16 protein-coding genes are annotated in these 23630 nt (G+C 69.4%); 11 read left to right on the top strand and 5 right to left on the bottom strand.

Features of this window, described 5'->3' with window-relative positions; genetic code table 11:
- Positions 1–47: 47 nt before the first annotated feature.
- The 3 genes from WJ12_RS33425 (at position 48) to WJ12_RS35645 (ending at position 1754) form a co-directional block, all read left to right on the top strand.
- A complete protein-coding gene (locus tag WJ12_RS33425; protein WP_059559300.1) occupies positions 48–1106 on the top strand; it encodes a CaiB/BaiF CoA transferase family protein in 1059 nt (352 codons plus the stop codon).
- Between the two features lie 137 nt (positions 1107–1243).
- Entirely contained in the window at positions 1244–1483 is a 240-nt protein-coding gene (locus tag WJ12_RS33420; protein WP_059559126.1) for a type II toxin-antitoxin system Phd/YefM family antitoxin, read from the top strand.
- A complete protein-coding gene (locus tag WJ12_RS35645) occupies positions 1473–1754 on the top strand; it encodes a type II toxin-antitoxin system RelE family toxin (protein ID WP_082744724.1) in 282 nt (93 codons plus the stop codon). Before WJ12_RS33420 ends, WJ12_RS35645 begins: the two co-directional genes overlap by 11 nt.
- Positions 1755–1874: 120 nt before the next feature.
- On the opposite strand, the gene WJ12_RS33415 is transcribed toward WJ12_RS35645, so the two are convergent.
- The gene (locus WJ12_RS33415) at positions 1875–2318 is read right to left on the bottom strand and encodes a PaaI family thioesterase (RefSeq protein WP_034187670.1); all 444 of its coding nucleotides are present in this window, start codon (positions 2316–2318) and stop codon (positions 1875–1877) included.
- A gap of 271 nt (positions 2319–2589) precedes the next feature.
- On the opposite strand from WJ12_RS33415, the gene WJ12_RS33410 reads away from it, so the two are divergent.
- Positions 2590–4209 carry a methyl-accepting chemotaxis protein gene (locus tag WJ12_RS33410; RefSeq protein ID WP_059559122.1) on the top strand — a complete coding sequence of 540 codons (1620 nt, stop codon included), beginning with the start codon at positions 2590–2592 and terminating at the stop codon, positions 4207–4209.
- Here the strand turns inward: WJ12_RS33410 and WJ12_RS33405 are convergent.
- Positions 4182–5291 (bottom strand): AGE family epimerase/isomerase, encoded by a 1110-nt coding sequence (locus WJ12_RS33405; RefSeq protein WP_059559119.1) that lies wholly within the window; start codon positions 5289–5291, stop codon positions 4182–4184. The two genes, WJ12_RS33410 and WJ12_RS33405, sit on opposite strands and share 28 nt — an antisense overlap.
- A 115-nt stretch (positions 5292–5406) precedes the next feature.
- Here WJ12_RS33405 and WJ12_RS33400 point away from each other — a divergent pair, with 115 nt between their 5' ends.
- Positions 5407–6105, top strand: a complete 699-nt coding sequence (locus WJ12_RS33400; RefSeq protein ID WP_034187673.1) for an MgtC/SapB family protein — start codon at positions 5407–5409, stop codon at positions 6103–6105.
- Positions 6106–6451: 346 nt separating this feature from the next.
- Here WJ12_RS33400 and WJ12_RS33395 read toward each other — a convergent pair whose 3' ends face one another.
- Positions 6452–9880 (bottom strand): GLUG motif-containing protein, encoded by a 3429-nt coding sequence (locus tag WJ12_RS33395; RefSeq protein WP_226103992.1) that lies wholly within the window; start codon positions 9878–9880, stop codon positions 6452–6454.
- A 122-nt stretch (positions 9881–10002) separates the two neighbouring features.
- The gene (locus tag WJ12_RS33390; protein ID WP_059559113.1) at positions 10003–11637 is read right to left on the bottom strand and encodes a ShlB/FhaC/HecB family hemolysin secretion/activation protein; all 1635 of its coding nucleotides are present in this window, start codon (positions 11635–11637) and stop codon (positions 10003–10005) included.
- Between the two features lie 295 nt (positions 11638–11932).
- On the opposite strand from WJ12_RS33390, the gene WJ12_RS37230 reads away from it, so the two are divergent.
- The 4 genes from WJ12_RS37230 (at position 11933) to WJ12_RS33375 (ending at position 14681) form a co-directional block, all read left to right on the top strand.
- On the top strand, positions 11933–12379 hold the full coding sequence (locus WJ12_RS37230; RefSeq protein ID WP_059559110.1) for a hypothetical protein: 447 nt from the start codon (positions 11933–11935) through the stop codon (positions 12377–12379).
- The gene (locus WJ12_RS33380) at positions 12376–13737 is read left to right on the top strand and encodes a hypothetical protein (protein WP_059559107.1); all 1362 of its coding nucleotides are present in this window, start codon (positions 12376–12378) and stop codon (positions 13735–13737) included. The genes WJ12_RS37230 and WJ12_RS33380 overlap by 4 nt, the downstream gene beginning before the upstream one ends.
- Before the next feature lie 173 nt (positions 13738–13910).
- On the top strand, positions 13911–14066 hold the full coding sequence (locus WJ12_RS36570) for a hypothetical protein (protein WP_167361908.1): 156 nt from the start codon (positions 13911–13913) through the stop codon (positions 14064–14066).
- A 135-nt stretch (positions 14067–14201) separates the two neighbouring features.
- The gene (locus tag WJ12_RS33375; RefSeq protein WP_059559104.1) at positions 14202–14681 is read left to right on the top strand and encodes a GNAT family N-acetyltransferase; all 480 of its coding nucleotides are present in this window, start codon (positions 14202–14204) and stop codon (positions 14679–14681) included.
- Positions 14682–14811: 130 nt separating this feature from the next.
- On the opposite strand, the gene WJ12_RS33370 is transcribed toward WJ12_RS33375, so the two are convergent.
- Positions 14812–17871: a heavy metal translocating P-type ATPase gene (locus WJ12_RS33370; protein WP_082744723.1), complete on the bottom strand. Its 3060-nt coding sequence runs from the start codon at positions 17869–17871 to the stop codon at positions 14812–14814.
- A gap of 343 nt (positions 17872–18214) precedes the next feature.
- Between WJ12_RS33370 and WJ12_RS33365 the strand changes: the two genes are divergently transcribed.
- Together WJ12_RS33365 and WJ12_RS33360 are read left to right on the top strand one after the other, a co-directional pair.
- Positions 18215–19651, top strand: coding sequence for a DUF1254 domain-containing protein (locus tag WJ12_RS33365; protein WP_059559101.1), 1437 nt, complete (start codon positions 18215–18217; stop codon positions 19649–19651).
- A 151-nt stretch (positions 19652–19802) separates the two neighbouring features.
- Positions 19803–23618 (top strand): DUF748 domain-containing protein, encoded by a 3816-nt coding sequence (locus WJ12_RS33360; protein ID WP_059559099.1) that lies wholly within the window; start codon positions 19803–19805, stop codon positions 23616–23618.
- The last annotated feature ends 12 nt before the right edge of the window (positions 23619–23630 follow it).

The following is a 23630-nucleotide window of genomic DNA, read 5'->3' as shown; positions in this document are numbered from 1 at the left end:
CCGCGCCGGCGCAAGTGCCGACGCGCCGACCGGTACAGGAGAATCGCATGCCACTCGATACGCCGCTTTCCGGCATCCACATCGTCGAATTCGAAGGTCTCGGCCCCGGCCCGCTCGCGGGCTGGATGCTCGCCGGGATGGGCGCGCGGATCACGCTGATCGCGCGTCCGTCCGGCCGCACGAGCGCGCCGGACGCGTTGCGGGCCCGCGACGGCGATCTGCTGCGCGAAGGCAAGACGATCGTCGAACTCGACCTGAAGGCGCCGGCCGGCCGCGACGCCGCGCTCGACCTGATCGCGCGGGCCGACGCGCTGATCGAGGGGCTGCGGCCCGGCGTGATGGAGCGGCTCGGCCTCGGGCCCGACGCTTGCGCGCGCCGCAACCCGAAGCTCGTGTACGGACGGATGACCGGCTGGGGCCAGCACGGCCCGCTCGCGGCCGCGGCCGGGCACGACCTGAACTACGTCGCGCTGACGGGGCTGCTGTCGCTGTCCGCGCCGCGCGACGGCCGGCCGGGGCTGCCGCCGACCGTCGTCGGCGATGCCGGCGGCGCGCTCGGGCTCGCGTTCGGGATCGTCTGTGCGCTGCTCGACGTGCGCGGCGGCGGCCCGGGGCGCGTGGTCGACGGCGCGATCGTCGATATCGTGTCGATGCTCGGTTCGCTCGCGCTGTGGGCGCGCGCGAACGGGCAGCTCGACGGCGCGCAGCCGAGCCTCTTTCACGATGCGCCGTTCTACGACGTGTACCGCTGCGCGGACGGCGCGTGCGTGACGATCGGCGCGCTGGAGCCGCCGTTCTATGCGCTGCTGGTCGAACGGCTCGGGCTGGCCGACGTCGATCCGGCATCGCAGTACGACCGCGCGCGCTGGCCGGCGCTGAAGGCGCGTTTCGCCGACGTGTTCGCTCGCCAGCCGTCCGCACACTGGCGCGCGCTGCTCGAAGGCACCGACGCGTGTTTCGCGCCGCTGCTGAGCGTGGCCGACGCGGCCGCGCATCCGCATAACGTGGCGCGCGGGATTTATCGTACCGACGAGAGCGGGAACCTGAGGGCGCGTGTGGCGCCGCGCTTTTTGCCGCTGGCGGGGGAGGAAGCGGATCCGGCGTAGCGTGCACGTCGATCTGGCCTGGTGCGTGAAAAACCGCGGTTCGGCACGGCAGCGGTGGATTTAATTGGTGCTCGTTTAGGTGCTGAATTTGGGGCCAAATAAAGCATAATCGTTGCCTGGCTGGAGAAGGAATCGACATGCCTCACACCATGCTGGCCAGCGTGACCGCGAGCGTTTCGGCGCTGAAACGGAACCCGATGGGGACGGTCGCGGCAGGAGAGGGCTTCCCGGTCGCGATTCTGAATCACAACGAGCCTGCGTTCTATTGCATTCCGGCGAAGACGTGGGGCGAACGTCTGCAAGACATTGAAGACAATGCGTTGGCCGATTCGCGCGCCAAGGAGAGGGTCGTCAAGGTCACGCTGAATGACCTTTGAACGTGCCTTTCTCGAACCTGAATTGAGGGAGTGGAAGAAACTCGATCGCACTGGTCGCGATCGATTCAAGGCCGGGCTTGCCGAGCGGATCGAGCATCCTCGCGTTCCCTCGGCCGAACTGCATGGCCACCCGGATCGTGACAGGATCAAGCTGCGCGGCGTCGGCTACCGACTCGTCTACGAAGTACGCGATTCGGAAGTTGTCGTTCTGGTCGTCGCAGTCGGCCGGCGTGAAGGCGATGCAGTCTATCTTGCCGCGATGAAACGTTAGGTCGGGATGCGCTGTACATGTGAGCGGCGTGAGCGGTCTTGCTGCGGCGCCCGGCCATCGGGTTCGAATCCACCCACGTCGTTCGGCCTGCCGACAATCGCTTTCGCCCGTTCAGGTCGTTCAGGCCGTTTCCGCCGGGCCATCCGGCATCTTGCCGTCGCCGACGCGGTTGATCGTGCCTTGCGCGATCGCGACGAGCCGCTCGTGATCGCCGTCGATGACGAACACATGACACTGGCAGGTCGCCTGATGCCGCCCTGCGTAGACGAGCTTCGCGCGTGCGACGAGCGTGCCGTTCACGGCCGGCCGCAGGTAGTTGATCTTGTATTCGGCGGTGATCACGCGCGGGCCGAGCACGAGCGCGCCGGCGAACGTCAGCGCATTGTCCGCGAGATAGCTGATGACGCCGCCGTGCACGAAACCGTGCTGCTGCCGCAGTTCGTCGCGCACGGGCAGACACAGCGACACTTCGTTGTCGCCAATATGCATCAGCTCCGTGCCCAGCAGCATGCTGAACGGTTGCGCGCGCAATGCGCCGCGCGCGTGGTCCGTGATGTCGGTCATCGAACTTCCCTCGAAATGCGTGCCCGCTTGCGCTGAACTCTAGGAAGGGGGCTGCGGATAAGCAAGGAAATTCGTTCACGTTTCGTGCAAATTACGGCGTGACGCGACGCGATTATTGCGTCGAATACCGAAGATCTCCCCTGTTTGCGGGCGATTCCGAGGGAATGCGCGGGCAACGCGAACATTGCCGCCTTCCGCTCCTAAAGTCCGACGAAGAAATGCCGCTAATGCCGGGGCATTGCCTCATCGTCCGCTTTCCAGGAATCTCCCCATGTTCGGAAAAATCAAGCTCGCGTCGGGTCTGCTCGGCGTGTTGACCGTGTTTTGTCTCTTCCTGCTCGCGATCGAAGCGCTCGGCTTCTGGGCGCTCACGTCGACGCGCAGCGGCGTCGACGATCTGTCGAACGTCGCGATCGCGCAGGTCGACGCGGCCAGCCGGGCGACCGAGCAGTTGCTCGACGCGCGCATCAACCTGTCGCGCGCCGGTACGCGGATGGTGCGCGGCGGCCCGAAGCCGGAAGACATCATCCGCCATGCCGGCGCGTCGCTCGCGGAAGCGGACAAGGCGTTCGCCGTGCTGACGGCCGCGCAGCCGGTCGACGACACGAACCGCGCGCGCGTCGCGGCGCTCGCGGAGCGCTATCGCGCGCTGCGCGGCGCGCTGGGCGAACTCGTGCAGTTCCTCGACGCGGACAACATCCAGGCGTTCCTCGACCAGCCGACGCAAGGCATCCAGGACGCCTATATCGCCGAGCTGCACCGCTTCACCGACTATGGCGGCGCATCGAGCCGCGCGGCGCTCGACACGATCGACGGCGGCATGCTGTGGTTCAAGTCGGTCGGCATCGTGCTGCTGGTGGCGATGCTCGCGGCGAGCGCCGCGATCTACGCGGCCGCGCGGCGCGCGGTCGTCGCGCCGCTGGAGGACGCCGGCCGCCATTTCGAACGGATCGCGCAGGGCCGGCTCGACGAAACCGTGCGCGCGGGCGGCGTGTTCGAGATCGACCGGATGCTGCGCAGCCTTGCCGCGATGCAGACGAGCATCGCAAGCACCGTGCGCACGGTGCGCCACGCGTCCGACGCGATCCACCTTGGCGCGGGCGAGATCGCGGGCGGCAACGCCGACCTGTCGGCGCGCACGGGCACGCAGGCTGCGTCGCTCGAGGAAACCGCCGCGAGCATGGAGGAGCTGACCGCGACCGTCCGGCAGAACACCGACAGCGCCCGCGCGGCGAGCGCGCTGGCCGACGCGGCGCTCGAGGCGACGAGCCACGGCGGCGGCGTGGTCGACAGCGTGATCGACCGGATGCGCGGCATCGCGCAAAGCTCCGGGCGGATCGCGGAGATCATTTCGGTGATCGACGGCATCGCATTCCAGACCAACATCCTCGCGCTGAACGCGGCGGTCGAGGCCGCGCGGGCCGGCGAACAGGGGCGCGGCTTCGCGGTGGTCGCGGGCGAGGTGCGCTCGCTCGCGCAGCGCAGCGCGCAATCGGCGAAGGAGATCAAGGCGCTGATCGAGGATTCGGTTGCGCAGATCAACGGCGGCGCGGAACTCGTCGAGCGCGCCGGCGACGCGATGCGGACGGTGTCGGCGTCGATCACGCGCGTCGTGCAGACGATGTCGGAGATCACGGCCGCGTCGGTCGAGCAGAGCGTCGGGATCGAGCAGGTGAACCAGGCCGTCACGCAGATGGATCAGCTTACGCAGCAGAACGCGGCGCTGGTCGAGGAAGTCGCGGCGGCGGCGGCGTCGCTGAACGACCAGACCGCGCACCTGATGCAGGCCGTGTCGGTGTTCGAACTGGGTGACGGACGCGCCGCCCGCGGCGAACGCGCGGCGCCGTCGTTCGCCGGGACGGGTTACGAGCCGGCCGGCAGCGCCGCGTAGGCGGTGGCGAGGTGGTAGGGCGTCGTCGACGGCATGTCGGCGCGCGACACCTGCCCGTCCGCCGTCTTGCACTCGAACCAGCCGCGCGGATGCAGGAACCGCGCGGCGAACCGCTCGATCTGCCGCGCCAGCGGCGCGGAGGCCGGCGTGCCGCCGTGCGTCGCGAGCGCGCGCAGGTATTCGGTCTGCGCCCAGATCCGCTGTGTGCCGTCGACGCACGCGCCTTGCGCGTCGAGCGCCGCGCGGACGCCGCCCGTTTGCGGATCGACGCCGTATTGTTCCGCGAACGCGAACGCGCGCGACAGCGCGGCGGGGAGCCCGGTCTGCGCGAGCCGCGCGCCGGCCGCATCGACCAGATAGAACCACTCGAATTGATGGCCGGGCTCGAAGCGGTTCTCGGCCGCGCCCAGCGGCAGCTCGGCCACGCAGCCGGTCGCCGCGTCGACGAACGTGCGCTCGACGGCCTGCGCGGTGCGCAACAACGCATCGTCGAACGCCGCGTCGCCGAATGCATCGGCGGCCGCGAGCCATGCTTCGGTCAGGTGCATCAGCGGATTCTGCAGCGTACCGCTGCCGGATGACGAGAAATCGGCGTGGCGCGCCGCATCGAGCAGTGCGTCGCCGGGGCGCGGGGCGAAGCGATCCTGGATCAGCGCGGCCGTCTCCGCGGCCACCGTGCGCGCGTCGGCGTCGCCCGAAGCCGCATGCCATGCGGCGCACGCAAACACGACGAACGCGTGCGTATAGAGATCCTTGGTCGTATCGAGCGGCGCGCCGCGCGCATCGACGCTGTAGATCCAGCCGCCGTGGCGCGCGTCGCGAAAGCGGCGGCACAGCGCGTCGAACAGCGTGGCCGCGTGCGCGGTGTCGCCGGCCTGCGCGAACACGAACAGTTGCCGAGCGCACGCCATTGCGCGATAACGGGTGACGGGCAGCGGCGCGTGGGTGGCCGGATCGACGGCCTCGAACGGCAGCTGCAATGACGGGTCGAACCCTGAACCTCGCCAGATCGGCAAGACGACGTGCGCGAAATGGTGGCGCAGCTGGGCGGCCTGGGCGGATGCGGAGTCGGAAACGGGCATGGCGGGGTTGAGCGCTTGGATCGAAACGTGTCGGCACGGCCCGGAGGATCGGCGCGGCCGGGGCCAAGGATAAAACATTCCGCGCGGCCGGCACCAAAAAAAGGAGAGAAATCGGATGCTCAGCAACCTGGAACTCGTGATGCGGCTCGTTCTCGCGGCGGCGCTCGGCAGCGTCATCGGCTTCGAGCGCGAGCGCCTGTCGTGGGCGGCGGGCTTGCGTACGCACATGCTGGTGTGCGTCGGCTCGACGCTGATCATGATCGTGTCGGCGTTCGGTTTTGCCGATGTGCTCGGCAGCAGCGACCACATCATGCTCGACCCGTCGCGGATCGCCGCGCAGGTCGTGTCGGGCATCGGCTTCCTCGGCGCGGGCTCGATCCTGCTGCGCGGCGAGATCGTGCGCGGGCTGACGACGGCCGCGAGCCTGTGGTCGGTCGCCGCGATCGGTCTCGCGGTGGGCGGCGGGCTCTACGTCGCGTCGATTTCGGCGACGATCATCATCCTGATCATCCTGGCCGGCATCAAGCCGCTGGAGCGGCGCTACTTCACGGTGCGCCAGCGGCGCCAGCTCGCGCTGACGGTCGTGAGCGGCACGCTGACGTTCGACTCGCTGCATGCGGCGCTCGGCCCGGACAGTGCGCGCGTGAAGCAGTTCATCGTGCAGCGTGCCGACGACACGGGCGAGCACGACGAGGTGCGCATCGCGCTGGCGCGGGTGTCGGAACTCGAGTACCGGGCGATCTGCGACAAGCTGCGCGGGCTGAAGGGGGTGACGCGTTTCGAAGAAGGCAACGGATTGTCGGGCGACGAATAGGCCGAAGCGGTTGCGGGGCTGGCGACGATGGCCGATCACGGATTCCGTTCGACGACCGGTTGCGCGTCCGTGGCCCCCAACTCCTTTCCATGACCGACGCTTCGTAACGGGCCACGCGGTTCCGATGAACTGCGGCGCGCGGAACAACGCGACGCTCGATCAATGCCGCGTGTCGCTGCCGGGATCGGACTCGCACAACGTCGACACGGTAATGTGGTCGATGGCGAGACACGCGAACGGATGGCCGGCGATGTGCGACCGCCCTTGCCCGGGCGGCCTGGATGCATGGCGGGCGTCGGACCTGCCTGTCTGGCTGGCGAGGCCCGACGCCCGCGCGCGTTCCCGCTTAGTCTTCCACGCGACCGCCGCCGATGTTGACCGCGACCTTCGGCGAACCGGCGGCGTCGCCCGTCGCCGTGTTGCCCGACAGCAAGGAAGCGTTGAAGCCGGCAAACGCACCGTATCTGCCGGCTTCGGTGGAGACGACGCGGCTGCTGGTCGTCGATCCCTTCACCACGCCGAAGTTGCCGCCGACGAGGCCGCCCACCCATGCGCCGCGCCCGCCATGGACCGCACCGCTCGAGGACGAGGCCGTGATGAACCCGGCGTTGTTGCCGACGAGGCCGCCGACGAAGTGTCCGCCCGAACCCTTGACGGTGCCCGACGCATGCGAGTTGTCGACTGAACCCATGAGCGAGCCGACGAGACCGCCGATGTCGCTCATCGGCCCCCCCTCGACGTCACCCGATGCCGAGGACGAGCGGATGTTGCCCTTTTCGTTCGCGCCGACGAGACCTCCCACCGTGCTGCCGGCGCCGGCTTTGACGTTACCGCTGGCTTTCGTGCCCTCGATGTTGCCCCGGTTGAGGCCGACGAGACCGCCCACGTTGCTGGCGGCCAGGGCCGTGACGTTGCCGGACGCCGCCGACGCGTTGATCACGCCGATGCTGAGGCCGGCCAGGCCGCCGGCCGTGCTCGCGTTGCCGGCCGAGACATTGCCCGACGCCTTCGAGGTGGCGATTCGGCCGTTGTTGATGCCGACGAGACCGCCTGCCGTGCTGTCGTTACCGACCAGCACCGCGCCTTCGGCTTCGGATGCCTCGATGGAACCGTCGTTCAGCCCGACGAGCCCGCCTGCCGTCGATGCGTAGCCGGCCGTAACGCTGCCGCGTGCCGACGCGTTGCGGATGAGGCCGTTCTTGTTGTGCGCGACGAGGCCGCCGACCAGGCTTTCATTGCCGGCCTTGACATTGCCGCTTGCCTTGACGTTCTGCAGCAGACCGGTGTTCAGGCCGATGAGGCCGCCCGCCATGCTCGACGCGCCCGCTGTCACGTTGCCCTTGGCCTCGGCATTGGCGACCTGGCCGGCGTTCGAGCCGATCAGGCCGGCCGCCTTGCTCAGTGCGCCTGCCGATACGTTGCCGCTGGCCGTCGACGACGAAATCTCGCCTTCGTTGACGCCGACCAGGCCGCCGGCGATGCTGATATCGCCGACCGTCACCGTGCCGGTTGCCTGCGTTTCGTCGATGCGGCCCGCGTTGCCGCCGACGAGGCCGCCGGCCACCGCGTTGGAACCGGCCGTCACGCTGGACGACGACGACGAGTGGCGGATGACGCCGCCGAAGTCGTTGACGCCGACGAGGCCGCCCAGCATCGCCAAAGGACCGTTGCCGGTCACGCTGCCGGCGCTCGACGAATTCAGGATGAGGCCGTTGTTATAGCCGGCGAGGCCGCCGGTCGCCCCGTCCCGTGCGACTGTCACGCGCATGTTCGCATGGCTGTCGGTGATCTCGCCGCCCTCCGAGAACTTGCGATTGGCACCGACGAGGCCGCCGGCATAATAGGTCGATTGATCGGCGTCGAGACGGCCGGCCACGGTCGCGCCGTCGATCCGGCCGTTGATGTTGGCGCCGACCAGGCCGCCGGCTTCCGTCACGCCCCGAGCCGTGACCGTGATGTCCGTGGCCTTCACGTTCGAGATCGTGCCGAAGTTATAGCCGACCAGCGACCCGATCGATTCATTGCGCGCCGACGACGTCGCGCGGATGCCGTGCAGCGCGAGGTTGCCGATCCAGCCCATGTTGGAGCCGAACAGGCCGACGTTGGGGCCGTTGGGATTGCTGATGGCGAGTCGGCTGATCGAGTTGCCGAGGCCGTCGAATACGCCGACGAAGGCGCTGCCGTTGTCGATGGTGATGAAGTTCGCTCCGGCGCCGTCGATCGCATTGCCGAGCACATAGTTGCCGGCCATGTTCGACGCGATGTTGCGCAGATCGGCGAGGGTGTGCACCACCTTGTAGTCCTGGCCGTTCGCGCGATACGACGAATACGGGCCCGACAGCGTGACCACGGCCCGGGCATTCGCGAGCACGTGGCCGTTGCGCGAATTCAGTTCGAGATGCGCGTTGCGGCCGGTGAGCTTGACGGCATTGTTCAGGCGGATCCGGTCGCCCGCATTGAGCGTCAGGCGCGCGTTCGCGCCGGTCGCCGACAGCGTGTCGCGCAGGTCGACGTTGGCCTTGCGCGACGTCAGCGTCAGCGCGTTGTCGCTCGTCCACGACACCGGGGCGCCGACCGTCAAATCGCCTTGCGTGTTCGCCAGCTCGATGCTGGTGGTGTCGAGATTGCGCGACAGCGTATCCGTGTCGATCGAGCGCCCGCTGATGTTCGGACCGTTCACGCCGGCGTTCGCCGCTTCGATCGTCCACGTGCCGGCCGTGCTGCCCGAACGCGTGTCGACGCGCGTAGCGGCAGCGACATCCACACGCTCGCCGCGCGTCACGACCGCCCCCACCGGCGCGCCGTTATCCGCCGCGCTCGCGTCGAGCTTGCCGCCGACCTTGACCGTGCCGCCGTCGAGCGTGATCCGGCCGCCGCGACCGGACAGGCCGCGCGCCTCGATCACGCCGGTATTGTTGACCACCGCGCCGAGCAGATCGCCGGCCGCGCGTGCGTTCATCAGCACTGCGCCGCCGTCGGCCTTCAGCAGGCCGCCGTTGTTGACCTGCGCGTCGACGGCGCCGCGTTCGACCTGCAGGTTCAACAGCCCGTTGCCGTCGAAGTTGACGTTGAAGGCTTCGCCGGCGCCGAGTGCGACGCTGCCGAGCTTGGCCTGGATCACGCCCCGGTTCGACACGCGCGCGCCGAGCAGCGCGACGCTGCCGCCCTCCGCGGCGGTGAGGGTGCCTTCGTTGACGACGGAGGCGCCCGAGGTGCCGGCGAAGCGATAGCGGCCTGCGAGGAAGTCGGCATCGGACAGGTTCTGGGTCGACGCGACCAGGCCGCCGACGTTGACCTGCGCGCCGCTGCCGAACATCACGCCGTTCGGGTTGACCAGGAACACCTTGCCGTTGGCGTCGATGGCGCCGTGGATCTGGCTGCCCTGGTTGCCGAGCACGCGGTTCAGCGCGATCGACTGGCTGCCGGGCTGATGGAACGACACGCGCTCGCCGTGATCGACGCTGAAGTCTTGCCAGTTGGTGACGAGCTTGTCGGTGTGCTGATTGATCGACATCGAGCGGCCATCGTTCGAGCGGCTGATGTCGGCCTTCCCGTTGGCGACGGATTCGCCGCTGGGCAACGCGAACGCGGGCAGCGCGGCAAAGCCGAGCAGCGATACGGCGGCGACGGCCGCGCGCTTGCCGCTGCCGGTCTTGCCGCGGCGGCGCGCGGTTTCCCCGACCGCGGCCCAGCTGCGCCGGACCGGGTTCCATACCAGGGCATAGGTCTTGTTCATCGTTATTGTTTCCTCAAGGTTGGGTCGATTCGCCGACATCGACGGGCATGCGTGACGAATCGATACGGGCAGGGCGGGAATGAGCGCCCCGTCGTGTCGCGGACAGCGAAGCTGTCTGCGGTTGCCGTCCGGCCAGGGCCGGACGGGCAGTCGGCGGCCGCTCAGAAATACTGCGCGGCCTGCAGCCACACGCTCGGCGCGCGCGTGACCGTCTGGATCGAGTCGGCTGCGCCGAGCGGCCACGCGGCCGTGACGCCGAGTTGGCGGCCCGCGCCATACCAGTTCAGGCTGAGCCCCGTGCCCGACAACTGCAGCGTGTTGAGTTCGTTGCGCCAACGCTGCTTGTTGAACTGGACGCGCCCGGTATCCAGGAACGCGCCGAGTTGCCAGCCCGGGGCAGCGAGATAACGCAGCTCGACGCTCGCCTGCCAGCCCTGGTCGCCGCTGCCGGCGCCGAGCCCATACGCGCGCACGCCGTACGGGCCGCCGAGGCTGAATTTTTCCGACGCGTCGAGGTTGCGCGACGCGAGTTGCGCGCTGAACTGCGTGTAGAGCTGGAATGGCGCCCCGAGAGACTGCAGACGCAGTGCGTTGAGGTTCAGTTTCGCGAACGGGCCGTGCGTCTTCGCGAACGCATTCGCCTCGAAGGGATCGTTGCCGCGCAGCCGCCCGATGCCGAGCGTCATCGAGAACGCATTGCGGCCGCCGCCGAAGCGATCGTCGTCGCTGTTGCCGCTCAAACCGAACGACCACAGGCCGACGTTCTTGTCGCTGAGGGTGTCGAAACTGCCGTAGTACTCGTGGAGGTTCTTGTTCTCGTAGGACACCTGGGCGTCGAGGCGCGCGCGCCAGCCGCGCAGCAGCGGCTGGATCACGAACGCGCTCTGCACGTTCGCGCTGCCGCGATAGTCGAGCGCGCGGAAATCCCCGCCGAGCCGATAGGTCATGTCGGAATAGGCGACGCCGATCCGGGTCGACGCGGGGCCTACCGGCACCTGATAGGCGGCACGGTAGTAGCGCTGCCGGGTCTGACTGGTGAGGCCGCGCAACGACAGTTGATCGCCGAGCCGTAGCGGCGCGTTGACGTCGAGGATGCCGGTGGCCCGATAGCGGCCGGTGAGCGGATCGCCGAAGTTGTCGAGTTCGAGCGAGCCGGTGGCGAAGCGGGCGCGCTGCGCCGTGACGGCGAGATCGGTCGTGCCGGGTTCGGCGCCCGCGCGCAGCGTGCCTTTCGCATCGACCCCCGGCAACTCGTCGAGCAGGGTCAGGGCACGCTCGAGATCCGCGCCGCGTACCGCGTCGCCGGGCCGCAGCGCGCCGAGCGGCTGGCGCAGCACGCCGTCGAGCACGCGCGAATCGTTATCCAGTTCGATCTTCCCGTAGCGGCCTTCGACCATCGCGATGCGGACGACACCATCATCGATGTCCTGACGCGGCAGATAGGCGCGCGCCAGCACGTAGCCGCGGGCGCGATACCAGGCGGTGACGCGGTCCGCGGCGGCGCGCAGTTCGTCGAAGCCGAGGTCGCGGCCGACGAGATCGGCGAGCAGCGCCTGAAGCTGCGCATCGTCGGCGAGCCGGTTGCCGTCGAACGCGAACGCGCGCACCGGCACGCGCGGGCCGTCGGCCGAGTCGGGCGCGCGGCTGTCGCCGTCAGCCGACGGTGGAAGCACGATGTCGGGTGTGACGGGGGCCGGCAGCGCAGGGCGTGTCGTTTCGACGTCGCGCAGTGATTGTCCGGCTTGCGGGACCTGCGCGTGGGCGAGGCCCGGGAGCGCGAGGGCAACGGCGAGCACCTGCGCGAGCGCGCTGGTTGTCGATGCGGCGGCGCGGCGGGTGCCGCGAGGCGGCGAATGCGCGTGGCCGTCCGGCGGGCGCGCGTTGCCGGCCGCCTGGCGTTCTCTGGCGTGAGTGACGGCGGTGGCCGGATCGTACGGGCTGCTGACAGGGAAAATTTCCGACCTCGGGCGATTGGGTTTGGGACTCGGCTCGGCTGGCGAATCGGTTGGTTCGAGCGTCGACGGATGTTATGAAACGTTCGTGCCGGTGAAAATTGAACGAGTACGAGAGGCGGTGGGTTGTTGATCTGTCTTGTCGGATTTTGCGAAGGCAGGTGACAAACGCGAGCGTGCGCGGGTGGCGATGACGTGGGCTCTCGCGATCTTGACGGCGATCCCGATCGCGTACGGATGGGATCAAGTCGATCGAATGGCTGGCCACCCCAAGTACCGCGACGGCTTCGTGAGCGACTGTCCGACCGGTCAGATCGAGTGCGAGCCGTTCATCGTGGAGCCTGCCGACGGCACGGGGGAGCATGACCCGGTGCGCATCGCGCTGGCGCGGGTGTCGGCACTCGCATACGCGGCGATCTGCGACGAGTTGCGCGCGTGGCCGGGTGTCGCGCGCCTCGACGGCGGACACGGCCGGTCGGGCGATGAATACCGTGAATCGGCTGCGGGGCGTGCGACAATGGCCGATCACCGATTCCGTTCGACATCCGGGTCCGCGCCTGTGGGCCCCGCTATCCGATTTCCATGACCGAATCCGTTTCCACGCCTCGCCCCCGTTCCCGTTCCACCCGTTCGTCGGCCCGTTCCCGCCAGCGCTCGGCCGCTGCCGCAGGCAGCACGTCCGCCCGGGCGACGGCACGATCCGGCAGTGCGCCGGCCGGCGACGTGCCGCGGGACGAACGGACGCTCGACCTGTTCGGCGATCCGGTGCTCGAGCCGGGCGAGCGCATGCCGGTTGCGGCGCGCGATGACGCGATCGGGGAAGCCGATGCGGCCGGTGCCGACGACGGGCGACAGGCCACGCTGGACGGGTTCATCGCGCCGGAGCCCGAGATTGCGGCCGGACACGCGGCAGCCGAAGGCGCGGCGCAGCCGGAAGGCGGGGGCGCGGCCGAGAGTATGTCGACACCTGAAGGCGGTTTGGCTGCGAACGTCGACGGTCCATCCGCCGATGGCGGCGCCATGAAGTCAGCCGATTTGCCTGCCGCCGACAGTGTTGCGACGACGGCCGAGGTCTTTACGGCCGACGGCGCCGAGAAGGCGGCGGCCACGCTGCAAGCGGCCGATGGCGCCGCGGCGAAGGCAGCCGAATCGCCAGCGGCAGAGGCTGAAGCCGCGAAGCCGGCCGCTGAGGCTGTGGCCGTCAAATCCCGTGAGGGGAAATTTTCCGGCGAGGCCGTGAAGGAGCGCCGCCCGTCGTCGGGCGGCAAGCGTCGGGCGGCTGCCGGTGCGAGCGAAGCGGCGGCGAAACAATCCGCGCCGGCTGCGACGCGCGTCGACGCGGCGCCGGAAGCGGCTGAAGCGAACCGCTCGCCGGACATCGCCACCGCGCCTGTCGCGTCACCGATGCCGGTAGAGGCTGCCGAGCCGGCAAGCATCACGAATTCGGCGACAGCCAAGGAGGCTGCCGCGCAGCCCGACGTTCCGCAGCCGCCCGTCACGCAGCCGGTGGCCTCCGTTGCGTCCTTCGTCACGAAGCCGTCGTCGGAGCGCGCGCACCCGGCCGCGCCGGCCTTCGATCCGGATACGCACCTGCGCCCGCTGACCGACCGGCTCGCCGTGCTGCAGTCCGACGTGGACGGCGTGACCCGCGCGGCCGATCGCGAGATGCGTCGCGTCAACCGTCTGCTGCTGGCACTGGCCGTCGTCGTGTTGGCGGGACTCGTCGCGCTGGTGATGCAGACGCGGCAGATCGCGCACCTGAAGCAGGACGCGGCCGCGAAGCAGCAGCGGATCGATCGACTCGCGGCCGACCTGTCGACGCAGCAGGCGACGCTGATGACGCTCGAGGAACACCACGAAGCGCTCCTGTCGCAAGTCGACCGGCTGCAGCGCACGGCGAACCGCGAGGCGGCGGTTGCCAAGCGAACCCGTCGAACGCGTTAATTACTCCGACCCTATCCTGCGGCCCTTACGGGGCAAGGATTACCGTTTCGCGCCGACGATTCGCTGTCGCGCGCGTGCGGCAAACTGATGCGGCCCGCTGGCAGAGTTCAGGGAAAACCCTTAGAATGGAGTCAATCTAAGGGAAAACCCTAGCCATCTGTCAGGAGTCTCAAATGAGCTTCATCTTCGCCCTGCTGCAAAAGATCGACGACCTGTTCGTGTCCCCGCACCTGCCGCTCGACGCCGAATATTCGTATGCCGCGCGTCGCGCCGAAGCCGAGCGCGTGCGTCGTGCGCACCTCGTGCCGATCGTCCTGTATCGTCGCTGATTCGCTGATTCGCTGATTCGCTGATTCGGCGCGGCGTCCGCCGCACCTGTCCGCCCGTTTTCCACCGCCGCATCGCGCGCCGGTGCGACTGTCCCGCTACACTGGAAGTCCGATTCCGTTCACGGCGACGGGGCCATGCTGCAGATGCGGCCGATGACGGCCGGCGAATTCCACGCGTACCGCACGCGCGCCATCGACGGCTACGCGCGCGATCTCGTGTCCTCCGGACAAAATGCTGTCGAAGATGCGGCCGAGCGTGCGCGCGCCTGCTTCGATACGCTGCTGCCGGACGGCCTGCTGACCGCCGGCCAGACCCTCGTCATGCTCATCGACGGCGCCAGCGGCGACGCGGTGGGCGACCTCTGGTACGCGATCGTCCCCGAAGGGCCGAACCGCACGCTGTTCATCTACGACCTCGACATTGTCCCGTCCCGGCGCCGCCAGGGCTGGGCCACGCGCGCGCTCGATGCGCTCGATGCCGAGGCGCGCCGGTATGGTGTCACCGAGATCGGGTTGTCGGTGTTCAATCACAACACGGCGGCGCGTGCGCTATATCGTGCGTGCGGCTTCGCGCCGATCACCACGACGTTGATCAAGCCGGTCGTGTCGGACTGAATCCGCCGACCGGCCCGTCCTGCCGATCCGGGGCGCCGCAACCGGCATATGCCGGCTACCCTCCCGACCCTTCCGGCTGGACGATCGCCGAACGGCCATTCTGCCGTCCGGCCATCGCCCCCCGCACGCATCAGCGTGCGCGGCCTTTCCATCTCCGCAGCAGCAATGCGTTGGTCACGACGCTGACGCTGGAAAACGCCATCGCCGCGCCCGCGATCACCGGGTTCAGCCAGCCGAGCGCCGCGAGCGGCACGCCGACCAGGTTGTAGACGAACGCCCAGAACAGGTTCTGCTGGATCTTCCGGTACGTACGTTTCGAGATGTCGATCGCGTCGGCGACGAGCGCCGGATCGCCGCGCATCAGCGTGATGCCGGCCGTGTGCATCGCGACGTCCGTGCCGGTCGCCATCGCAATGCCGACATCGGCCGCGGCGAGCGCGGGCGCATCGTTGATCCCGTCGCCGACCATTGCGACGATGCCGTCGTGCGTGCGCTTCAGCTCGGCGACGACGCGTGCCTTGTCGTCGGGCAGCACCTGCGCATGCACTTCGCCGATGCCGAGCGCCGCCGCGACGGCCGCCGCGCTGCCGCGGTTGTCGCCGGTCACGAGCACGCTCGCGACGCCGCGCGCCGACAGCGCCGCGATCGCGTCGCGGGCGCCCGGCTTCACGGTGTCGCCGAATGCGATCAGCGCGAGCAGTGCGCGCGGCGCATCGGCACGCATCAGCCACGAGATCGTGTTGCCTGCGCGTTCGAGTTCGGCCGCGCGCGCGCCGAGCTCGGGCGGCACCGCGATGCCGAGTTCGTCGCGCCAGCGCGTGCTGCCGAGCGCGAGCCGCTGCCCGCCGACGCGCGCTTCCACGCCGCGTCCGGCCACCGCGCGGGCATCGGTCGCGACGGCCGGCGGCGTCGTGTCGCCGCGCGCGGCAACGCCCGCATCGTGTGCGGCGACCACGGCACGCGCGAGCGGGTGGTCGCTCTGGCGCTGCACCGCCGCCGCGAGCGCGAGCGCTTCGTCGCGCGGCACGCCGACGGCGTCGAACGCCGTCACGGACGGCTTGCCTTCGGTCAGCGTGCCGGTCTTGTCGAAGGCGATCACGGTCGTGCGCTGCGCGAGTTCGAGCGCCTGCGCGTCCTTGATCAGCACGCCGTGCCGGGCCGCGACGCCCGTGCCGGCCATGATCGCGGCGGGCGTCGCGAGGCCGAGCGCGCACGGGCAGGCGATCACGAGCACCGCGACCGCGTTGAGGATCGCGGTTTCCGTCCCGGCGCCGGCGATCAGCCAGCCGACCAGCGTCAGCACGGCGATGCCGAGGATCGCCGGCACGAACACTTCGCTGACGCGATCGACGAGCCGCTGGATCGGCGCCTTCTCGGCCTGCGCGGATTCGACGAGGCGGATGATGCGGGCAAGCGTCGTTTCCGCGCCGATCGCGGTGGTTGCGACGACGAGCGCGCCTTCGCCGTTGATCGAGCCGGCCGTAACGGGGTCGCCGTCGTCCTTCGGCACGGGCAGGCTTTCGCCGGTGATCAGCGATTCGTCGATGTGCGAGCGGCCCGACACGATCCGGCCGTCGACGGGCACGCGCTCGCCCGGCCGGATGCTGACCTGCGTGCCGACGCGCACCTGCGCCAGCGGCACGTCGCGTTCGACACCGTGCTCGACGACGCGCGCACGGTCGGGCCGCAGCGCGTTCAGCGCGCGGATCGCCTCGGTGGTCTGGCGCTTCGCGCGCGATTCGAGCCATTTGCCGAAGCGCACGAGCGTGACGATCACGGCCGATGCCTCGAAATACAGATGGCCGGGATGCGCGGGATCGCGCAGCAGCATCCACAGGCTCAAGCCATAGGCGGCCGACGTGCCGAGCGCGACGAGCAGGTCCATGTTGCCGGTGCGCGCCTTCACCGCGTGCCAGGCCGCGCGGTAGAAGCGCGCGCCGAAGCCGAACTGGACGATCGATGCGAGCACGAGCTGGAGCCAGCCCGGCAACATCAGATCGATGCCGAACGGCGCGACGAGCATCGGCGCGATGAGCGGCGCGCTCAGCACGGCGGACCCGATCACGAGGTTGCGTTCGCGGATGGCTTCGCGGCGCTTGCGTGCATCGGCATCCTGCGCGGGGCGGGCCGGTTGCGCGTCGGCGCCGGTCGGTGCGCCGGCCGACGGCGCGGCGACGAGCGATGCCTGGTAGCCGGCCGTGGTGACCGCCGCGATCAGCGTGGCAGCGTCGAGTGCGCCGGCGCCGTGCACCGATGCGCGCTCGGTCGCGAGATTGACGGACGCGCGCGCGACGCCCGGGACGGCGGCCAGCGCCTTTTCGACGCGGCCGGCGCACGACGCGCAGGTCATGCCGCCGATCTCGAGTTCGAGGTCGGCGGAGGCGGGCGAGGCTGCGGCCGGCGCGGCGGCGGCGACCGGCGTCGCGCCATAGCCGGCCTGCTTCACGGCGTCCGCCAGTTGCGATGCCGAAACGCCCGCCGCCGCGTCGACGGTGGCACGTTCGGTCGCGAGGTTGACCGACGCGCGCGTGACGCCGGGCACGTTGGCCAGCGCCTTTTCGACGCGCGACACGCACGACGCGCAGGTCATCCCGTCGATATCGAGTTCGATGCTGGCAGGCGTGGCGGGGGCGGCGCTCGGAATGGCGATATCGGGCGCCGTCGGCGTCGCGCCATAACCGGCCCGCTTCACGGCAGCCGCCAGTTGCGACGCGGAGACGCCCGCCGATGCGTCGACGGTGGCACGTTCGGTCGCGAGGTTGACCGACGCGCGCGTGACGCCCGGCACGTTGGCCAGTGCCTTTTCGACGCGCGACACGCACGACGCGCAGGTCATTCCATCGATATCGAGTTCGATCGTGGCCGCCGGGGCACGCGCCGTCGCGGCCGCGGACGGCGTGTCGTCATGCAACCCGTGAGCCGCGTGCGTCGTCGCGCCGGCTTCGAGCGCCGCGTCGCGCACCGCCGCACGGTAGCCGGCCTCGCCGATTGCGTCGACGAGCCGGCCGGGCTCGACCGTGTCCTGCGCGGTCACCGTCGCCGTGTGCGTGTCGAGATCGACTACCGCATCGACGACGCCCGGCACGGCGGCCAGCGCGCGCTGCACGCGGCCCGTGCAGCCGCCGCAATGCATGCCGTCGACGCTCAGTTCGATCGTTTGCAGCGCCGCGGAGGCAAGTGGTTCAGTCATGTCGGATTCCCCAGAAACGCGGTTCGTGCCGCGAATGATTCCAGTATCAACATTCCCATGATGGCAAGGTCAAGCGTCTGCGACGGTCTCATCCATCATTTGAATGGGGGTTGGATCACTCCGAGCCAGCGCCGCCCGTGCCGATCGCGCTCGAACTACCGCCCGCCCCGTTATTCGGCATATTGGGGGATGCCCTTAGGCGCTATGATACCGGCCTGACATCAGCGCCCACCGTTGCGAAACGTTGCAAAACGGCATCCGGGCAGGCTGGGGTGCCTTGCATTCGCCGTTCGCGAGACGAACAAGGCGTTGACTCAAAAGAACGATATTCGGCCAGTAATCGATGATTGAAAACCTGCAGGAATCAGTTTCGCTGCGGCGCGCGTGCGCGTCGCTGGCCATGGCGGTGGTGCTCGCGGGGTGCGCGTCGCAACCGGACGCGATCCAGCGGAAAACCGGCTGGATGCGCGCCGAAGTCGCCGACTCCTATGTCTATGCGTATCCGCTCGTGCTGATGGACGTCGCGAAGGAAGCGGCGACGGGCGGTGACGGTGCGCAACCGGGGCAGGCGCCGCTCAACACGCTGCGCCACGCACAGGCGCTGCCGCCCGTCGGCGCGGTCAATCCGCCGCTGCCGGGCGTCGACACGCTCGATTCGACCGGCTGGCTCGACGTCGCCGCCGAACCCGTGATCGTCACGCTGCCCGATACCCGCGGCCGCTACTGGGACGCGCGCGCACTGGACATGTGGACGAACGTGTTGTGGTCGTCGTCGAGCGTCGCGGCGCGGGGTGCCCACGGCGGCGCGCGGGCGCAAACGATTGCCTTCGCCGCGAAGGACTGGCAGGGCACGCTGCCGAAGGGCGCGCTGCGGGTCGACGTGCCGTCCGCCAACGCATGGCTCGAAGTGCGGCTGCAGACGAGCGGCGGGCGCGACCTGACGAACGTGAAGAAACTGCAGCGCGCGATTCGCGTGGTGCCGCTGTCTGTTTACACGGGTGCCGCGCGCGGCGCGTCGGTCGCGGTCCATGCGGGCAGCGCGCCGGCCGAAGCGGTGAGCGGCGGCACGCCGGCCGAGCAGGTGGCCGCGCTCGACCCGAAGGCGTTCTTCACGCGCTTCGCGCAGGCGCTGCAGGACAACCCGGCGCCGGCCGACGACGCGCATGCGCAAGAACTCCTCGGGGACATCGGCGTGACGGCCGGCTATCCGGTGCTGTGGACGGGCGACCGCCTCACGGCCGCGACGGCCGGCGTGGCCGAGGCGCGCGCGCGGCTCGTGACGCCGCCGTCGAACCTGCTGAACGCGAACGGCTGGAGCTGGATCGGCGATACGGCCGGCAAGTACGGTCAGGACTACGCGCTGCGCGCCTATGCGGCCTACACGCAGTTCGGCACCGCGACGCGCGACGACGAGACGCTCGCGGTCGTCCGCGTCGACAGCGACGGCCATGCGCTGAACGGCGCGAACCGCTACGTGCTGCATTTCGCTCCGGGTGCGCTGCCGCCGGTGCGCGCATTCTGGACGCTCACGCCCTATACGACGAGCGGCGCGCTGCCCGACGTCGGGTCGGCGCGCCGCTCGCTCGGCGATCGCGACCGGCTGCGCCGCAACCACGACGGCTCGATCGACATCGTCGTATCGGCGTCGCCGGGCGCCGCGCATGCGGGCAACTGGCTGCCGGCGCCGCGCACCGATTTCGCGCTCGCGTTGCGCCTGTACGCACCGAAGCCGCAGGCAAGCGACGGCACGTGGATGCCGCCCGTCGTCGTCCGGAAATGAACGGTTGACCGCCGCGGTTGTCCGACCCGCGGGCGCGGCGGCCGCATCCGACCCTCGTACCGTCATCACCTGAGCCTATACTTTCGGGATAGCGTGCGCGGCCGCCCGGTTGTCCGGCGCGGCCCGGCATCCATTCCCGAGGCATTCAAGCATGGCAAGCGCAGACAAAGAAACCGTACCCTCGACCCTCCATGCCCTCGGTGGCATTGCACGCTCGCGCCGGACCCGGCGTATCGGCATCGGCGTGCTGATCTTCCTCGTATTGTTCGGACTGCTCGGGTTCTTCGCGGCGCCGCCGCTGATCCGCCACGTCGCCGAACAGCAACTGAGCAAGCAGCTCGACCGGCCGGCCACGATCCGGCGCATCGCACTGAACCCGTACACGCTGAACCTCGAGGCCGACGGCATCCACCTCGGCGAGCGCGGCGGCCAGGGCGACTTCATCGACATCGGCAAGCTCGTCGTGAGGCCGTCGTGGTCGTCGCTGTTCCGCGGCGCGCCGATCGTCAACGAAATCCGGCTCGATTCGCCGCGCTTTCACGTCGTCCGCTACGACGCGCAGCGCTTCAACTTCACCGACCTGATCGAGAAGTTCTCCTCCGGGTCGTCGCCGAAGCCCGACAGCAAGCCGACGCAGTTTTCGGTGTCGAACATCCAGGTCAACGACGGCCGGATCGACTTCGACGACCGCCTGCTGAATGAGAAGCACGTGGTCGACAACTGGACGCTCGGAATCCCGTATATCGCGACGCTGGCCTCGAAGACCGACATCTTCGTCGAGCCGAAGCTGCGCGCGCGCTTCGACGGCAGCCCGATCTCGATCGACGGCAAGACCAAGCCGTTCGCGCAGTCGCGCGAATCGGAGGTCGCGCTGAAGTTCGATCGCCTCGACGTGCCGAAGCTGATCTCGTACGTGCCGGCGAAGCTGCCGGTGGCCGTGACGAGCGGCCTGCTGAGCAGCAACCTCACGGTCAATTTCGTGATGAGCGGCGAGACGCCCGCGCTGCGCGTGTCGGGCACCGTCGACCTGAACGACGCGAAGGTGACGGACCTCGCGTCCGCGCCGCTGTTCGCCGCGCGCGGCGTCCACGTCGCGGCGGCCAGCCTCGAGCCGCTTCGCAACGCGATGCACTTCGACGAGATCAGGATCGACCAGCCGGTGGTCGACCTGTCGCGCGACAAGCAGGGTGTGCTGAACGTCGAGAAGCTCGCCGCGCAGCCGGCCGCCGCGCCGAAGGCCGAAGCCGGCAAGCCGGCCGCGTCGGGCGCTGCCGCCGCTTCCGGTGCCGCGGTCGCCGCGGCCAGCGGCGCGAAGGCCGACACCGCCGCCGCCGCCGCGAAGGAAGCGCCGCCGCTCGACCTGACGATCCGTCATTTCGCGATCGACGGCGGCACGGTCAACGTCGACGACCGCGTGCCGGCGACGCCGACCGCGATCTCGCTGACGAAGCTCGCCGCGACGCTCGACGGCTTCTCGCTGCTGGGCAAGACGCCCGCGAAATACACGGTGTCGACGTCGCTGTCGCGCGGTGGCGACCTGACGGCCGAAGGCGCGTTCAGTCTCGCGGCGAAGCAGGCCGACACGAAGCTGACGGTCGCCGCGCTCGCGCTGCCGGCGCTGCAGCCGTACCTCGGCGAGGCGACGCGCGCGCGCGTGCTCGACGGCACGCTCGGCGCGACCGTCAACGCGAAGACCGACTGGGGCAAGACGCCGCTCGCGGCGGAAGTCGCCGACAGCTCGGTCAGCCTGAAAACGCTGAAGATTGCCGCACCCGACAACAAGGCGGCCGCGATCGTGCTGCCCGACGCGAGCGCGAAGATCGCGAAGGTCGACGTTGCCGCGCGCACCGTGGAGATCGCGAGCGTCGACGCGAGCGGGCTGGCACTCGACGTGAAGCGCCTGAAGGACGGCAAGATCGACCTCGCGGCGCTGGCCGAACCCGCGCAGGCGGCCGTGCCGAAGCGCACGGTCGCGCGCAAGGCCGCGGCCGCCGCGCCGACGTGGCACTACCGGATCGACGCGCTGAACGTGAAGGATGCGTCCGCGAACTTCACCGACCTGTCGACGCCGCGCCCGGTGAAGCTGGCGATCAAGCCGCTGGAGCTGTCGGTGCAGAAGCTGAGCGACGACATGACGAAACCGCTGCCCGTGCAGCTGAAGGCGACGCTGAACCGCAAGGGTTCGCTGAACGTGACGGGCGACGTGACCGCGCAGCCGCTCAAGCTCGGCCTGAAGATCAACGGCAACCGGCTGGATGCGGCCGCGTTCGAGCCGTACTTCGGCAGCGCGCTGAACGCGACGATCGCGAGCGCGCTGCTCAACGCGCAGGGCAACCTGACGTTCGCGCAGGTGAAGGACACGCCGCGCGCGACCTATCGCGGCGACGTCGCGCTGGTCGACGTGCGGATGCTCGACAAGGCGACGTCCGACCCGTTCGCGGGCTGGCGCTCGCTCGCGCTGTCGAACCTGAAGGCGAACTACGACGAGAAGGGCACCGATGTCGACGCCGCGCGCGTGACGTTCTCGAACTTCTACGGCCGCGTGCTGCTCGATGCGCAGGGGCGGCTGAACCTGAAGGACGTGGTCGCGAAGGAGACGGGCCCGGCGCAGTCGCTCACGCGCGACGCGAGCAAGGGCGAACCGGTGCCGCTGTCGCCGGGCGTGACGCCGCCCGCCGCCGCGCAGGCCGCATCGGCTGCCGCCGCCCGGCAGGCGTCCGCGCCGGCCGCCGCGTCGGCGACGGTGGTCGTGAAGGCCGCACCGCAGCCGCAGAACCCGGTGCGGATGCACTTCGGCCAGCTCGTGCTGCAGGACGGCCGCGTGACCTACACGGACAACTTCATCAAGCCGAACTACACGGCGAACCTCGTCGCGATCAAGGGCACGGTCGGCGCGTTCGGCACGGATTCGACGACGTCCGCGCCGGTCGACGTGGCCGCGAACCTCGCGGGCAACGGGCCGATCTCGATCAAGGGGTCGGTGAACCCGCTGATCGAGAAGCCGGCGCTCGACCTGACGGCCACCGCGCACGACATCGAGCTGACCAACCTGACGCCGTACTCGGCGAAATACGCCGGTTATCCGATCACGAAGGGCAAGCTCAACGTCGACCTGCATTACCAGCTCGCGAACGACCAGCTGTCGGCGAACAACCACATCTTCATCGACCAGCTGACGTTCGGCGACCGCGTCGAGAACGACACCGCGACGAAGCTGCCGGTGAAGCTCGCGATTTCGCTGCTGAAGAACACGCGCGGCCAGATCGACGTGAACCTGCCGGTGTCAGGGTCGCTGTCGAATCCGGAATTCAGCGTCGGCGGGCTGATCTGGCACGCGGTGCTGAACCTGATCGCGAAGGCCGTCACGTCGCCGTTCACGCTGCTCGCGAACGCGTTCGGCGGCGGCGGCGAGGATCTCGGTTACGTCGAATTCGCGCCGGGCTCGTACGAGCTGACCGACGCGCAGCAGAAGAAGCTCGACACCGTCGTGAAGATGCTGACCGAGAAGTCGTCGATCCGGCTCGACCTGATCGGCCGCGTCGATCCCGCGCAGGACACGCCGGGGCTGCGCGACGCGTACGTCGAGCGTCTGGTGCGCCAGCAGAAGCTGAAGGACGTGGTCGGCCAGGGCGAGAGCATCGATCCGATGTCGGTGAAGGTCGACAAGGCCGAATACTCGAAGTACCTGACGCGCGCGTACAAGGCCGCCGACTTCAAGAAGCCGCGCAACCTGGTCGGGCTGCAGAAGACGCTGCCCGATGCGGACATGAAGCAGGCGCTGGCCGATCACGCGCCGGCCGACGACAACGCGCTGCGTGCGCTCGCGCAGCAGCGCGCGCAGGCCGTGCGCCAGTACCTCGACGGGAAGATCGACTCGAGCCGCGTGTTCGTCGTCGCGCCGAAGCTCGACGCGAAGGGCATCTCGGACAAGGGCGCGACGACCCGCGTCGACTTCGGGCTGCAGTAAGCCTTGCCGCGA

The organism is Burkholderia seminalis (assembly GCF_001718535.1).
In the GTDB taxonomy this organism is placed as follows: domain Bacteria; phylum Pseudomonadota; class Gammaproteobacteria; order Burkholderiales; family Burkholderiaceae; genus Burkholderia; species Burkholderia seminalis.
This window is presented reverse-complemented; position numbering and strand designations above follow the sequence as displayed.

What these genes read in the sequence shown, in the direction of transcription:
- WJ12_RS33375 (WP_059559104.1), top strand. Translation starts at nt 14,202, where the DNA reads ATGCTGCAGATGCGGCCGATGACGGCCGGCGAATTCCACGCGTACCGC.
- WJ12_RS33395 (WP_226103992.1), bottom strand. Translation starts at nt 9,880, where the DNA reads ATGTCGGCGAATCGACCCAACCTTGAGGAAACAATAACGATGAACAAG.
- WJ12_RS33380 (WP_059559107.1), top strand. Translation starts at nt 12,376, where the DNA reads ATGACCGAATCCGTTTCCACGCCTCGCCCCCGTTCCCGTTCCACCCGT.
- WJ12_RS33405 (WP_059559119.1), bottom strand. Translation starts at nt 5,291, where the DNA reads ATGCCCGTTTCCGACTCCGCATCCGCCCAGGCCGCCCAGCTGCGCCAC.
- WJ12_RS33365 (WP_059559101.1), top strand. Translation starts at nt 18,215, where the DNA reads ATGATTGAAAACCTGCAGGAATCAGTTTCGCTGCGGCGCGCGTGCGCG.
- WJ12_RS35645 (WP_082744724.1), top strand. Translation starts at nt 1,473, where the DNA reads ATGACCTTTGAACGTGCCTTTCTCGAACCTGAATTGAGGGAGTGGAAG.
- WJ12_RS33360 (WP_059559099.1), top strand. Translation starts at nt 19,803, where the DNA reads ATGGCAAGCGCAGACAAAGAAACCGTACCCTCGACCCTCCATGCCCTC.
- WJ12_RS33425 (WP_059559300.1), top strand. Translation starts at nt 48, where the DNA reads ATGCCACTCGATACGCCGCTTTCCGGCATCCACATCGTCGAATTCGAA.
- WJ12_RS33370 (WP_082744723.1), bottom strand. Translation starts at nt 17,871, where the DNA reads ATGACTGAACCACTTGCCTCCGCGGCGCTGCAAACGATCGAACTGAGC.
- WJ12_RS33410 (WP_059559122.1), top strand. Translation starts at nt 2,590, where the DNA reads ATGTTCGGAAAAATCAAGCTCGCGTCGGGTCTGCTCGGCGTGTTGACC.
- WJ12_RS33420 (WP_059559126.1), top strand. Translation starts at nt 1,244, where the DNA reads ATGCCTCACACCATGCTGGCCAGCGTGACCGCGAGCGTTTCGGCGCTG.
- WJ12_RS33400 (WP_034187673.1), top strand. Translation starts at nt 5,407, where the DNA reads ATGCTCAGCAACCTGGAACTCGTGATGCGGCTCGTTCTCGCGGCGGCG.
- WJ12_RS33415 (WP_034187670.1), bottom strand. Translation starts at nt 2,318, where the DNA reads ATGACCGACATCACGGACCACGCGCGCGGCGCATTGCGCGCGCAACCG.
- WJ12_RS36570 (WP_167361908.1), top strand. Translation starts at nt 13,911, where the DNA reads ATGAGCTTCATCTTCGCCCTGCTGCAAAAGATCGACGACCTGTTCGTG.